The sequence below is a fragment of the Dactylosporangium sp. NPDC049525 genome, assembly GCF_040676755.1.
Classification (GTDB): Bacteria; Actinomycetota; Actinomycetes; order Mycobacteriales; family Micromonosporaceae; genus Dactylosporangium.
This window is the reverse complement of record NZ_JBFAPO010000001.1, coordinates 360,801-374,285: the sequence shown is the minus strand read 5'-3', so window position 1 is coordinate 374,285 and position 13,485 is coordinate 360,801. Positions and strand designations below refer to the sequence as shown.

At 71.1% G+C, this 13,485-nt stretch carries 10 protein-coding genes; 4 read left to right on the top strand and 6 right to left on the bottom strand.

Features of this window, described 5'->3' with window-relative positions:
* Positions 1-632 precede the first annotated feature (632 nt).
* Positions 633-1,577 carry a hypothetical protein gene (locus tag AB0K00_RS01620; RefSeq protein WP_363513576.1) on the top strand — a complete coding sequence of 315 codons (945 nt, stop codon included), beginning with the start codon at positions 633-635 and terminating at the stop codon, positions 1,575-1,577.
* 1,150 nt (positions 1,578-2,727) lie between these two features.
* Here AB0K00_RS01620 and AB0K00_RS01615 read toward each other — a convergent pair.
* Positions 2,728-4,233: a C40 family peptidase gene (locus AB0K00_RS01615; protein ID WP_363513573.1), complete on the bottom strand. Its 1,506-nt coding sequence runs from the start codon at positions 4,231-4,233 to the stop codon at positions 2,728-2,730.
* 304 nt (positions 4,234-4,537) lie between these two features.
* Here AB0K00_RS01615 and mqnE point away from each other — a divergent pair, with 304 nt between their 5' ends.
* From mqnE to AB0K00_RS01600, 3 genes are all read left to right on the top strand, one after another.
* Complete coding sequence (gene mqnE, locus AB0K00_RS01610; protein WP_363513570.1) at positions 4,538-5,707, top strand: aminofutalosine synthase MqnE; 1,170 nt, start codon at positions 4,538-4,540, stop codon at positions 5,705-5,707.
* Between the two features lie 79 nt (positions 5,708-5,786).
* Positions 5,787-6,068 carry a DUF4229 domain-containing protein gene (locus AB0K00_RS01605; RefSeq protein WP_363513567.1) on the top strand — a complete coding sequence of 94 codons (282 nt, stop codon included), beginning with the start codon at positions 5,787-5,789 and terminating at the stop codon, positions 6,066-6,068.
* 44 nt (positions 6,069-6,112) lie between these two features.
* A complete protein-coding gene (locus tag AB0K00_RS01600; protein WP_363513564.1) occupies positions 6,113-7,912 on the top strand; it encodes a M14 family zinc carboxypeptidase in 1,800 nt (599 codons plus the stop codon).
* On the opposite strand, the gene AB0K00_RS01595 is transcribed toward AB0K00_RS01600, so the two are convergent.
* From AB0K00_RS01595 to AB0K00_RS01575, 5 genes are all read right to left on the bottom strand, one after another.
* The gene (locus AB0K00_RS01595; RefSeq protein ID WP_363513561.1) at positions 7,909-8,658 is read right to left on the bottom strand and encodes a VOC family protein; all 750 of its coding nucleotides are present in this window, start codon (positions 8,656-8,658) and stop codon (positions 7,909-7,911) included. The two genes, AB0K00_RS01600 and AB0K00_RS01595, sit on opposite strands and share 4 nt — an antisense overlap.
* A gap of 140 nt (positions 8,659-8,798) precedes the next feature.
* On the bottom strand, positions 8,799-10,751 hold the full coding sequence (locus tag AB0K00_RS01590; RefSeq protein WP_363514984.1) for an AAA family ATPase: 1,953 nt from the start codon (positions 10,749-10,751) through the stop codon (positions 8,799-8,801).
* A 238-nt stretch (positions 10,752-10,989) separates the two neighbouring features.
* Positions 10,990-11,124, bottom strand: coding sequence for a hypothetical protein (locus tag AB0K00_RS01585; protein ID WP_363513558.1), 135 nt, complete (start codon positions 11,122-11,124; stop codon positions 10,990-10,992).
* A 43-nt stretch (positions 11,125-11,167) separates the two neighbouring features.
* On the bottom strand, positions 11,168-12,094 hold the full coding sequence (locus tag AB0K00_RS01580; protein ID WP_363513555.1) for a hypothetical protein: 927 nt from the start codon (positions 12,092-12,094) through the stop codon (positions 11,168-11,170).
* A 176-nt stretch (positions 12,095-12,270) separates the two neighbouring features.
* A complete protein-coding gene (locus AB0K00_RS01575; protein ID WP_363513552.1) occupies positions 12,271-13,278 on the bottom strand; it encodes a ricin-type beta-trefoil lectin domain protein in 1,008 nt (335 codons plus the stop codon).
* Positions 13,279-13,485: the final 207 nt, after the last annotated feature.

The following is a 13,485-nucleotide window of genomic DNA, read 5'->3' as shown; positions in this document are numbered from 1 at the left end:
CGGGCGCCTGGCCTTGCGGGTTGCCGTATTGCCCGGGCGTCTGGCCCTGCGGCGTGCCGTACTGCCCAGGCGGCGTGCCGTACTGCCCGGGGGCCGGCTGCGCAGTGCCGTACTGGCCCGGTGCCAGCTGACCCGGCGCGCCGTACTGCCCCGGCTGCTGACCGGTCGGACCGTACTGACCCGGCGTGCCGTACTGGCCCGGTGCCGGCTGGGCGGGCGTGCCGTACTGGCCCTGCGCGGGCTGGGCCGGCGTGCCGTACTGGCCGGGCGGCTGTTGGGTGGGGGTGCCGTACACGCCGGGAGTGGGGTTCGGCTGCCCAGGGGGAGCCTGCCACTGCTGCGGCGCCGGCGGCTGAGCCCATCCTTGCGCGGGGGGCGTCGACACCGGCTGTTGCCCGGCCGCCGGCCACTGCTGCGGCGCGCCATAGGGCTGCCCGACCGGCGGCTGCGGCGGTGTAGGCGGTTGCGGTGCCCCTGCGGGCGGCTGCTGCCCGACCGGCGCCTGCGGCGGTGCCGGCTGCGGCCCCCCAACGGGCGGCTGCGCCCATCCTTGCGCGGCGGGCTGAGCCCAGCTGGGTGCCGCACCAGGACCACCCGCGGCGGCAGCGGCGGCGGCCTGGCCGGAGTCGCCCGTGCCCCACGGGTGCTGCGACGACGGCGTCGTGTACGGCGCCGGCGCCTGGAACGGCAAAGGCGGCTGCGGCCCCGGGAACGGCTGCGGTTCCGGCCCCGGCCCTGGGAACGGCTGCGGTTCCGGCCCCGGCCCTGGGAACGGCTGCGGCTGCGGCTCCGGGTCCGGCACGGGAGCGGGCGGCGCCGGCGCGGGTGGTGTCGGAGCGGGCGGGTACGGCGTCGGGATCGGCTCAGGCTCCGGTGCCGGCGGGAACGGCGCCGGCTCGGGCGACGGCACCGGCTCCGGGCTGGGGAACGGCGACGGCTCCGGGCTCGGGAACGGCTCAACGGGAGCGGCCGACCCCGGCTCGACGTCCTCGGCAGCACCGGAGGTGCCGGCGGCCGGGATGCTGCCCGACGCGGAGGCACTGGCCATCGACTGCGGCAGGGCCATGGAGGTGCGGTACACCGTGGGGGTCGCGGTGCTGCGGGCCGCCTGCTCGGCCTCCTCGGCGCTCACCGAGTGGATGCCGGGCACGGAAGCGCTCGCCCGGGCGGCGACCACGGCGGCGGCGAACGCCCCGGCAACCGGCAGGACGACCGGCGGCGCGGCCGCGGCGGGTGCCATCAAGGGCTCCGCCGACACGTCGACGACCGGCCGGTCGATCGGCGCCAGCACAGGCTCGGCGGGCGGAGCCGCCTCAGGGGCAGGCCGGCTCTGCACCGCGAATGGGTGCACCACCTGCGGCTCCGAAACCGCTGGCGAAGGCTCCGCCACCGCCGGCGAAGCGGGCTCGACCGCCTGTGGCTCGAAGGCCGGCGCCGCCGACGAGCTCGACGAAGCCGGCTCCACGTCCGCGGCCGGCGTCTCCGGTGCGCTCCACGGCCGGGCGAACGCGTCCCACGACGACTCCGGCAGCTGCCGGGGCGCCCTGGTGCGGGTCGGCAGCGGCGGCAGCGGCTGATCGGCCGAAGGAGTTGCGGGAACCGGCGGGGCCGCCGGAGAGACCGGCTCCTCCAGGGACGCGGCCGGCGCACCGAACCCCGAGACCGGGATCGGCGCGAACGGCGGCGCCGCCACATCCGAGGACACCGGCTCCGCGGGGTGAATGCCCGAGTAAGGCGTGGACTCCCCGGGCGGAGGACCATACGTCCCCGCGACGGAGTCGAACGAGGGCAGCTGGTACGCCGGTGGCTCGCTGGCCAGCGCGGCCGCGATGACGTCCGCCTCAGGCTCGGCCCTGCGCCGCGGCCCGTCAGGCCCGTCAGGCCCGGCAGCCGGCTGCTCAGGCGCCTCGTTGAGCCCACTCGTCGCGGAAGGCCCACTCGTCGCGGAAGACCCGCTTGTCACGAAAGGCTCGCTCGTCGCGGAAGACCCGCCGGCCTCGGAAAGCCCGCTCGTCGCGGAAGGTTCACCGGCCGCGGAAAGCCCACTGGTCCCGCCGGAACTGCTGCTGGCGGCGGCGCTCACCCCAGCCTCCAGCCCCGAGGACGGCTCCGGGACCTCCGGGACCTCCGGGGCCTCCGGGGCTTCGGCGAGGCCGGCCGAGACGCCGCTGGGTGCGACCGCGGCGTCCGTCGAGTTGAACGCCGCGACCATCGCCGCGACCTCCGGGTCTTCTTCCTCTTCTTCATCGGCGTCCGCGAACGGGTCGCCGCCGGGCCAGAGGGCGCCGTCGGTGGGGGTGGGCGGCAGCTCGTACGCCGCGTCCGGCACCACCTCTTCGGGCGTGTCCGGGGGCAGTTCGGCACCGACCGGTGGCGGTGGCGGCAGCGGCGGCAGGTCACCGTCGAGTGCGTCGGGCTCCGGACTGGTCGCCTGCGGCTGCGCGCCGGGTGAGAACCCGAATGGGGAGTCGGGCCGCACCCCCTCGTTACGCGCGCCGTCCCGTGTCTCCCGCTCGTCCATTGCTGCCCTCCATGACCGTGCCCTGCCTGGGCGTCACCGCGTTCCCGGCGTGCCCCCTCCGCCAGTCACGGCTCCACGGTGCCACATCGAGTCACGGAACGCTGGACCGGACTGCGTCGGGTTTTGGATCACGAACCGGACGAAGATCATCCGGAAACAAGCGGACCGGCCCACGAGATCCGTGAGCCGGTCCGAGGTGCCGAAGTTCAGTTGCCCGCCGCGGACGCCGTGGCCTGCGCCGTGGTGCTCGCGCCGCTGGTCGTCTTCACGACCGCCGACTTGTCCGGTGCGGCCGCGGAGCTCGCCGGGTTGCTCGGCGGCGCCTGCGTCGTCTCCTCCTCCGTGGGCTCCGGCTCGGGAGGCGGTGCCGACGAGGAGGGCGGTGCCGACGAGGACGGTGGTGCCGAAGATGACGGCGGCGCGGACGAAGAAGGTGGTGCAGAGGATGACGGCGGCGCGGACGACGACGGCGGTGCCGACGACGAGGGCGGCGCGGACGACGACGGCGGGGCGGAGCTCGTTGCCGTCGAGCCCGGTGCCGCCACGGCCGGGAAGATCCGCGTCGCGCCGAAGAAGCGCGACCACTTGACCTGCCCGATCTTCACCTTCTCGCCGGTGGTCGGCGCGTGGACCATCTTGCCGCCGCCGACGTAGATGCCCATGTGGTAGATCGAACGCCAGTCGCTGGAGTCGCTGGCGAAGAACACCAGGTCGCCGGGGAGCAGCCGGTCGCCGAGGCTGACCTTGGTCGCCTGGATCGCGGGGGTGCCGTGGTACATGTCGTTGGCGACCCGTGGCACGCGAACCCCGACCTGCCCGTAGGACCAGTACGCCAGCCCTGAGCAGTCGAAGGTGTTCGGGCCTTCATCGCCCCACACGTACCAGCTGCCGATCTTGCCGAGGGCGAAGTTCAGCGCCTGGATGGCCTTCGGGTTGGCCACCATGCCGTCGATCGGCACATTGGCCACCGTGGTGCCGCGGCTCTGCTCGGCCGCCTCCTCCTGCGCGGAGATCTGCAGCACGGCCTGCTCGTTGTCGGCCTTGAGCTTCACATAGGCCGCGTTCTGCGTCTGGAACTCGGCGTCGATCGGCGCATAGACACCCTGCGCGCTCAGGTACGCCGACTGCGCCAGCTGATACTGCTGCTTGGCGGCCGTCTCCTCCTGCTCGGCGCGCAGCAGGTCACGGGCGTCCTGCTGGCTGCCCGGCTGCTGACCGAGGCCCGGCGCGAGCAGCCCGAACTGGTGCAGGTCGTGCGCATACCCGTCGAGCGGGCCGAGGCCGGTCGCCCGCTTGTACGCCTCGGCGGCGGCCGAGTCCGCCCGGCTGCGCAGCTCCGCGACCTGGGCGGTGGCGGCGCGCAGCTTGTCCTGGGCGTCGGTGGCCGCGGCCTGCGCCGTCTCCAGGTTGATCTGCGCTTGGAGCCGTTTCTGCCCCAATGTGCTGACGGTGACCTCGAGCGAGGCGAGCTGCGTCGCGAGCGGGCCGCGCAGCGTGGCGGTGCTCCCGCCGACGGCCGCCGGTGCGGCCGTGCCGCTCTGCCCGGGCATGAGCAGCGTGCCGGACGCGATCGGCCGCGAGCCGGTGTCGGGGATCGTGCCGGCCGGATCGGCGTACGCCGGCCGCGGGATCAGCGAGCACAACAACGTGCAGACGACGGCCGCGACGAACATCGGCCCACGCCTGTGCTTGCCCCGCTGCCGCGGGATCATCGCCGCGACCTGCGCGGATGTCTCAGCTTCGGCAGGCGGGACCCAGCTGTCGCCGGGATAACTCGCCGCCCTCAATACCAGTCCGTCCATGCCACCGTCCCCAGTCGGTAAGCCCCGCCAATGGTCGATCAAGTTCGATCGATCAGTCGGTCTGCCGCCCGACCGTGTTTCTGCCCACTTTTGTTTACCTCACGGAAGCAATCAGCGCGAGAGCTGATCAATGTCAGTCTGCTCCCGGAGAGATGAATGCCGCACTAACGCGGGGGCCGGTGAGGTCCGGTCCGAGCCGACGTACGCTGGCGACGTGGATGCAGGTGTGAAGCGTGAACTCGAGGCCAAGGTCATCGCCGGCGAGCGGCTGAGCAGGGAAGACGGCGTCGCGCTGTATGAGAGTGACGACCTTGTCTGGCTCGGCAAGCTGGCGCACCACAAGCGCACCGAGCTCAACGGCGATCGGGTGATGTTCAACGTCAACCGGCACCTCAACCTCACCAACGTCTGTTCCGCCAGCTGCGCATATTGCTCATTTCAGCGCAAGCCCGGCGAGAAGGACGCATACACGATGCGCATCCACGAGGCGGTCGCCAAGGCCAAGGAGATGGAAGACGAGCAGCTCACGGAGCTGCACATCGTCAACGGCCTGCACCCCACGCTGCCGTGGAAGTACTACCCGAAGGTACTCCGCGAGCTGAAGGCCGCGCTGCCCAACGTCAAGTTGAAGGCGTTCACCGCGACCGAGATCCAGTGGTTCGAGAAGATCAGCGGCCTGCCCGCCGACGAGATCTTCGACGAGCTCATGGACGCCGGCCTCGAGTCCCTCACCGGCGGCGGCGCGGAGATCTTCGACTGGGAGGTCCGCCAGCACATCGTCGACCACGCCACCCACTGGGAGGACTGGTCGCGGATCCACCGCCTCGCCCACAGCAAGGGCCTGCGCACCCCGTCGACGATGCTCTACGGCCACATCGAGGAGCCCCGCCACCGGGTCGACCACGTCATGCGCCTGCGTGAGCTCCAGGACGAGACGGGCGGCTTCACGGTCTTCATCCCGCTGCGCTACCAGCACGACTTCGTCGACTCCGCCGACGGCAAGGTCCGCAACCGGCTGCAGGCCCGCACGAAGATGGCCTCGCCCGCGGAGTCGCTCAAGACCTTCGCCGTGTCCCGGCTGATGTTCGACAACGTGCCCCACGTCAAGTGCTTCTGGGTCATGCACGGCCTGTCCGTCGCCCAGCTCTCCCTCAACTTCGGCGTCGACGACCTCGACGGCTCGGTCGTCGAGTACAAGATCACCCACGACGCCGACAGCTACGGCACGCCCAACACCATGCACCGCGAGGACCTGCTCCACCTGATCTGGGACGCCGGCTTCCAGCCCGTCGAGCGCAACACCCGCTACGAGGTCGTCCGCGAATACGACCGGCCCACCCCGCTCGCCGAGCGCCGCGCCGAACCGCAGCAGGTCTGGGCGTAGCCCGGCGGCGGGATCCGAAAAGCTCGAGCGGCGGGCGGCTGTGCGTGCTGGGCGTGGGCGGAGATATCCTGGCCAGACCATGTCTGCGCTGTTGAAGTACACGCTTGCCCGGGTGGGCCTCTTTGTTCTCGTGGCCGCGGCGATGCTCGCCGTCCCCCTCGACGTCAGCCCGCTGCTCAAGCTGATGATCTCCTTGGTGGTCTCCGCCGCGCTGGCCTTCTTCCTGTTGCGGGGGCTCCGCGAGGAGGCCTCCGTGCAGGCGGTCGGCGCCGCCCAGCGCCGCACCGAAAAGCGCGAACGACTGCGCGCCGCGCTCAACGGGGATGATGATGGGGGTGAAAGCGCCACCAAAGCGGACTAATAGCAATTAAGCCTTGGATGGTGCAGACCACCCAAGGAGGCTCGATGGGCCGCAGGCTTTCGGTATCGCTCACGCTCGCCGGTGTAGGACTGCTGGTGCTCGTCGGGGTCAACCCGGCCGGTGCCGCGCCCGCGGAGCGGTCCGGCCAGTATGTGGTCGAGGGCGTGCGGACCCTGGACGACCGCAACCGGCTCGCCCGCAGCGGCGCCGCCATCGACGCGATCGAGCACAGCCGCGCCGAGATCACCGCGCTGCCGTCCGAGGTGCGCAAGCTCCGCGACCAGGGCTTCCTCGTCGCCGAGCGGCGCAGCGAGGACTTCCCGGCCGCCGACAAGGGCTACCACAACTACGCGGAGATGCTCGCCGAGCTCGACCAAGCGGTCGCCGCCCACCCGGCGATCATCCGCAAGACCAGCCTCGGCACATCCTATGAGGGCCGCGACCTGCCGCTCATCAAGATCTCGGACAACGTCGCGGTGGACGAGGACGAGCCGGAAGTCCTCTACGGCGCCCACCAGCACGCCCGCGAGCACCTCACCGTCGAGATGGCGCTGTACCTGGTGAAGCTCTACACCGACGGCTACGGCAAGGACTCCCGCATCACGAAGCTGGTCGACGGCCGTGAGCTGTGGATCGTGCCCGACCTGAACCCTGACGGCGGCGAATACGACGTGGCCACCGGCTCGTACCGCAACTGGCGGAAGAACCGGCAGCCCAACGCGGGCTCGAGCAGCGTCGGCACGGACCTGAACCGCAACTGGAGCTTCCGGTTCGCCTGCTGCGGCGGCTCGTCGGACAACCCGTCGTCGGAGACCTACCACGGCCCGTCGGCGTTCTCCGCGCCGGAGATCCAGCGCCTGCGGGACTTCGTGCTCAGCCGGCGCGTCAACGGCGTGCAGCAGATCAAGGCCAGCATCGACTTCCACACGTTCTCGGAGCTGATCCTCTGGCCGTTCGGCTACACGCCGGCCGACACCGCGACCGGGCTGAACGCCGACCAGCAGGCGGCGTTCAAGAGCCTCGGCACCCGGATGGCGAACTCCAACGGCTACACCCCGGAGCAGTCCAGCGACCTGTACATCACCGACGGCTCGATCATCGACTGGCTGTGGGCGACGCAGGGCATCTTCGCCTACACGTTCGAGATGTACCCCGGCCCCAACCCCAGCGGCAACGGCTTCTACCCGCCCGCGAGCGTGATCACGGCGCAGACCAGCCGCAACAAGGAGGCGAGCCTGCAACTCGCCGAGTTCGCCGACTGCGTGTACCGGATCATCGGCAAGCAGGCGCAGTACTGCGGGGCCGCCGCCGGCGGCACGGTCTGGTCCGACGACTTCGAGAGCGCCAAGGGTTGGACGGTCGTGAAGGGCACCGCGACCAGCGGACTCTGGGAGCGCGGCAACCCGGAGGCGACCACCCAGAACGGCCCGAAGCAGCTCGGCGCCGCCGTCAACGGCGACAACGACCTGGTCACCGGCCGCAAGGCCGGCTCGGCCGCGGGCACCTACGACGTCGACGGCGGCACCACCGGCATACGGTCACCGTCGATCCCGCTGCCGGCCGCCGGCACGCTGACCCTCGACTGGTCCTGGTACTTCGCGCACGCGGCGAACGCGTCCGCCAATGACCTGTTCAAGGTCAGTGTGCTGCACGACGGCGTGAAGACCGCGGTCTTCACCAAGGCCGGCGCCGCGAGCGACCGCGACGCCGCCTGGGCCGAGGCCAGCGCCAGCCTGACGCCCTACGCGGGTAAGACGATCCAACTACTGATCGAGGCGACCGACGCCGCCGGCGCCAGCCTGGTCGAGGCCGCCGTCGACAACGTCACGGTCACGAAGTCTTAAAAGCCGTATTCGTCGGAAATCTCGATGAGTGCGAAATGAGCACCGGACGGGTCGGCGGCACGGGCGTACCAACCCGCCGATGACGCCATCGGTTTGCGCGCGACCGTGCCGCCCAGCTCTGCCACCCGCTCACACGCCGTGACGGCGTCCTCGACCATGAAGCACACCGTCCAGTGCTCCGGCAGGCCGGCGGGGAACCGCTCGTCGATCGGCAGCAGCCCGCCGACGGCGTCGTTGTGGTGGTGCAGCTCGAAATACGGCTCGATGTTCTCCGTCTCCACGGGGTGCCAGCCGAACACCTCGCCGTAGAAGGCGCCGGTGCGGGCCAGGTCGTGGGACGCCAGCTCGTACCAGCAGATCGCACCGGGCTCGAACGACACCTGCGCGCCACCGAACCGGCTGCGCTGCCAGGTGCCGAAGACCGCGCCGCCGGCGTCGGCGACGACCGAGAGGGTGCCGAGGTCCCGCACGCTGGTCGGGGGCACTTTCACGGTCCCGCCGGCCCGCCGGACCGCCTCCGCGGTGCCGGCCGGATCGTCGGTGGCGATCGAGATCAGCCAGGCGGCCGGCCCACCCGCGGCGGCGGTGCGCAGGCCGGCCACGGCGCGGCCGTTGAGGGTGAAGTGCCCGTCGTCGTTGAACTGCCAGCCGAAGAGGCCGCCGTAGAACGCACGCGCCGCCACCGGGTCGGGGCTAGCGACCTCGGCCCAGCACGGCGTACCCGGTGCGTAACCCCTTACTCGCATCCCGCGTCCCTCCGGTTGTCAGACTGTTCCTAGCTCCGGCGGCTTTGCCTGCGGTTCGGTGGGGGGTTCCCACCCCACACCCCCCATGCTCGCTGCGCTCCCACTCGAGCTGTTTCGAGATAGTGACATCCGGACAGTGATCACGAAACCCTATCTAGTGGTGCGGGAAGTGGACGTTCGTGCAGGACGTCCAGCCGCGAGACGGCCCGCGTCAAAACCACGAACAGTCGATTGAGTCCGCGCGGCTCGGCGTCCACAATGTCGGCCGGCTCGACGACGATGACGTGGTCGTACTCGAGGCCCTTGGCGAGGCTCGCCGGCAGCACCGTGACCCGCTCGTGCTCGATCCCGGCCGCGACGATCAGCGGCACCGTCGCGTCAGCCGCGATCACGCCGATGGAACCTTCGAATGCGAGCGCTCGCCGTACCGCATCCGCCAACGAAAAGGCGCCGATCGTCAGCGCCCCGTCGGTCCGCAACGACCGTGCCTCCGGAACGTCGACGCCCAGCGCGGGCAGCAGCCGGTTGGCCAGCTCCACGACCGCGGCCGGCACGCGGAACCCGACGGTCAGCGGCACCACCCGCGCGGCGGGCTTGCCGAGGTGCCCGAGCAGCGTCCGCCACTCCCGGGCCGCCCACGGCGCCGTGCCCTGCGCGAGGTCGCCGAGCAGCGTGATCGAGCCGTGCTCGGAGCGGCGCGCGATCACCCGCGCCTGCATCGGCGACAGGTCCTGCGCCTCGTCCAGCACCACGTGGCCGAACGACGGCGCCCGGTCGATCAGTCCGGCCGCCTCGTCGATCAGCACCGCATCCGCCAAGGTCCACCGGGCCGACTTCGCGGTCTTCGGCGGCTTCGCCCAGGCGATCGCCGCCTGCTCGTGCGGCTCGAGCAGCTCGTCGGCCGGGTCGCTGAGCACCTCGAACACCAGCTGCTCCGGGGTGACCGCCGGCCACACGTGATCCAGCACCTCGAGCACCGGCTGCGACCGGCCCATCCGCCGCTGCCACCCCTCGCTCGGCGAGTCACCGCGCCGCGCCTCCGACTGCCGCATCAGCAGCGACACGATCCGCGCCCGGACCCGCTCCCGGCCCAGCCCGTACGGCGGTGCCTCCCGCCGCACGTCGTCGACGACCCGCCGCAGCGCCTCCGTCGACACCCGCCACCGGTAGGACCCGTCGGACACGGTCAGCGGCGCCTCCGGCCGCTGGATCTTGCCGTTGAGCCGCCGCGCGAGCACCGCCGCCATTCTCGGGTCGTGCTTCACCTCGGTCGCGGCCTCTGTGTCGACGGCCTTCACCGGGGTACCGAGCAGCCCGTCGATCGTGGACTGCTGCACCTCGATCTCGCCGAGCGCCGGCAGCACGCTGGCGATGTAGCTCAGGAACGCGCTGTTCGGCCCCACGATCAGCACTCCCGAACGGCGCAGCCGCTCGCGGTGCAGATACAGCAGGTACGCCGCCCGGTGCAGCCCCACGGCGGTCTTCCCGGTGCCGGGCGCGCCCTGCACGCAGATCGACTCGTCCAGCTCGGCGCGCACGAGCTCGTCCTGCTCGGGCTGGATGGTGGCGACGATGTCGCGCATCGGTCCGACGCGCGGCCGTTCGATCTCCTCGAGGAGGATCCGGCTGGTGCCGAGCTCCTCGCCCTGCTGGAGGTGTTCGTCTTCGAAGCTGGTCAGCTCGCCCTTGACGAACCCGAACCGGCGCCGGTTCGCCACGCCTTGGGGGTCCTTGACGCTGGCCTGGTAGAACTTCCGGGAGATCGGCGCCCGCCAGTCCAGGACCATGGGCTCCCCGGCCACGTCGGTCACGTGCCGCCGGCCGACGTGGAACCGGCCACCTTCGTCGTGCTCGTCCTCCTCGATGTGCAGCTTGCCGAAGAAGAGCGGCGTGTCGGGGTTGTCGGCGAGTTCGGCGATCCGCCGGGCCAGGTGCCGGCCGAGCGTCTCCGCGGCGAACGGGTCGCCGGCTACCTGGTCGCCGGTGGAGAACAGATCCTCGGCGTGCTCTCTCATCCGGCGCAGCGCCTTGCGTGAGGCTTCCAGATGCGCTCGCTCGGCGGCGAGCTCGTCTTCCAGTGCGGGCACGTTGATTTCCTTCAGGGGAATCTCAGCTGCTGCTCGCTCGCGTATCCGGGTTGACCCGGCGCGTAGTGACGTCCGCTGCGGTGCCTACCTCACCGCGGCCGTCAAGCGGCCCACCACGTTACGCGCTGACGCAGGCGGACTCCACCGAATTCGGCCCGCGCCGTGGGGTTGCGGGGGCGGATCAAGAAGAGCCAGGCACCAGGAACGTGGTCAGCGCTCCCGGTGCCCGGCCGGGTCGAGCTGGTCAGACGACCTTGATCTTGGTGCTCACCGCGGTCTGGTAGAAGTCGGGCCGGCTGGTGAAGCTGGCCCGCCAGAACCCGGACTGCGCCGACGGGATGGTGGCGCTGAACTCGTAGCTCTGGTTGGTCTCGACCACGCGGACCGTCGTCCAGGGTGCCTTGCCGATGTACCCGGTCGCCTCACGCGGTACGGGCCGCGTGGCGGCAGGACTCGGCGAGGAAGCAGCGCCGGCAGTCCGGGGCGTCCGCGGTGCAGGTGTCGTGGGCGACCTGCTGGATCAGTGGGTGAACGCGCGCCAGGTCCGGGCCGTAGGCGAGCAGGTCCGCGGCGACCCGGCGGCAGCCCGTTTTGGTGAGGCCGCCGTTGTGGTCGGTGAGACCGAGCCGGTAGGCGACCCGCATGAGGTGCAGGTCGATCGGCATCGTGTCCGGCACGTCGTTGACGATCGTCATCACGATGGCGGCGGTGTGCGTGCCGACCCCGGGCAACGACGGCAGCAGGTAGTTCAGTGCCTGGGAGTCGGAGCCGGCGATCAGCCGGTCGAATGCCGTCGTGCCTCGCCTGGTGAGGATCGCCGCGGTGGCGTGCAGGCGGGAGGCCTTGACCGCGCCGAGCGGTCTGACCAACTGGGTCAGTCTGGGCAACGGCAGGGCGGAAAGCCGGCGAGGGGTGAGTCCACCGCATTCGGCGGCGAGCCGGGGGAACACCTTCCGTACGGCCTCAGCGGGTCGGGTCTGGGCCAGGACGGCCAGCACGAGCGTCTCGAACGGCGAGCCGGCCATCAGGATCATGCCCTGGTGGTGCCGGCGCAGCGTGCGCAATGCCGGGTGACCTGTGAGGGCCATGGCACCGACCTGGTCACCGTTTCGGAACGTGGCGGTCAGCAGGTCGCGCAACAGGTCTTCTTCCGTGCTGGTCCGGAAGGAGAACTGCAGCCCGCCACGGTCGGCCTCGACCTGTACCCGGATACCCTGCCCGTGCAGGTGGAAGGTGCGTTGCCATACGCCGGCCCCGGCCATGCTCCAGGCCAGGGCAGGGAGCTGCAGTTGCATGGTGGCCGCGAGATCGGGCGGTGTTTCGCAGGCCAGGCTTAATGCGGTACGCATCGGTGCACCTCATCGGCGGGGTTTAGGACGGCGAGGGCGGCCGAGATGCCATCGGGTCCGCCCAACGTCGCCGGGAGCGCCAATCGGCGCTGTTCGCGCCGACGCCGATGCCACTTCGGAAGTGTGCTACTCCCGAAGTAGCGCTCTACGTGCCCGCTGCGTTACACGTAGTACGGTTAGAGCAAGATCCATCGTTGCGCGTCGGACTGGTTGCAGGCCGCCATCCGCTGCGGGGCCCTGCTGTCCGCGTCGCCCGGACCGCCGAGACACAGCCCCGATGCCTGGCTGATCAGCGAGCCCGCGGGTCCTGACCGCCACTGCTGGGCCGGTCCGCCATCGCAGCTCTGCAGACGGACCTGGTCACCCGATGCTTGCAGGCATCGACCAAGGGCCTGAATGGTGCCGCCGTCCGCCACGGTCCATGCCTGGCCGGAGGTGCCGTTGCAATCCCACCTCCGGATCCCGTCGCCGTTCGGGCCCGCGTTGCCATCAAGGCACAGCCCGGAGACGCTGGTGATCCGGCCGGTGCTGGACCCGCCTCCACCCTCACTCGGAGGGGACAGGGCGGGCTGGCCGATGAGCGCGGTGCTACCGCTCGGTGGGGGGTTGGTTGACGCCCCGGGCGGAGACGGCTCCCCGGAGCCGGACGACGCTCCCGCCGTTGGCGGCGTGTCCGACGCCGGCGACGCTGGTGGGACCGGCACGGCAGCGGTCCGGAAGTGACCACCACCCGGCGTTGTGGTCCCGACCGCGCCCGGAGCGGGAGCCGCAGGTCGATCGCCGACGCTCAGCGCAAGCGCGGTGGCGCCCAGCGTGAGCACCAGCACGGCCGAGCCGACAGCAAGGAAGTGCCATCGGACACGATTGACCCGATGGGTAGCCGGCGCGGAAGCCATGCCGACTGCTGCGCCCGCGTGGGTCAGGCGGATATCGGTGGGCGTCCTCACGTGCCGGCCGTCGTACTCGGATTGGCCGGCGGGGGTCGGTGCATCGCCCATGGGCTCTTCGGCCGCACGCGGTGCGTGCTGGTGTTCGAGATGGCGGACGTAAGGACGAATCAGGAGCGGCTCTTCGTCGATCTCCGGCCCGACCGTGCCCGCATCCGCCGCATCGGGACAGGTCATTTGCCGGGCCGTCCACTCCACCCCGGGTCGCATGACGCCGAACGTAACGGCCATCAACATGTAGTGATGAGAATGCAGAGGGTGAACGTGTGAATTCACCCTCGAACTCACCCGCTACGGGTGACGAGGCCTGGGCGCAACGGTGGTTGACCGACGTATCCGATCAACCACCGTTGTTGTTCATGAGCACCGAGCACCTGCCCGCGCCGACGACAGCGACCCTCAGCGATGCCGCCAGACCCGGGGCGACAACCGGATCAGCGCAAA

Excerpts from the sequence above, each read along its gene's own strand:
- AB0K00_RS01615 (WP_363513573.1), bottom strand. The coding sequence starts at position 4,233 with ATGATCCCGCGGCAGCGGGGCAAGCACAGGCGTGGGCCGATGTTCGTC.
- AB0K00_RS01605 (WP_363513567.1), top strand. The coding sequence starts at position 5,787 with ATGTCTGCGCTGTTGAAGTACACGCTTGCCCGGGTGGGCCTCTTTGTT.
- AB0K00_RS01600 (WP_363513564.1), top strand. The coding sequence starts at position 6,113 with ATGGGCCGCAGGCTTTCGGTATCGCTCACGCTCGCCGGTGTAGGACTG.
- AB0K00_RS01595 (WP_363513561.1), bottom strand. The coding sequence starts at position 8,658 with ATGCGAGTAAGGGGTTACGCACCGGGTACGCCGTGCTGGGCCGAGGTC.
- AB0K00_RS01580 (WP_363513555.1), bottom strand. The coding sequence starts at position 12,094 with ATGCGTACCGCATTAAGCCTGGCCTGCGAAACACCGCCCGATCTCGCG.
- AB0K00_RS01575 (WP_363513552.1), bottom strand. The coding sequence starts at position 13,278 with ATGTTGATGGCCGTTACGTTCGGCGTCATGCGACCCGGGGTGGAGTGG.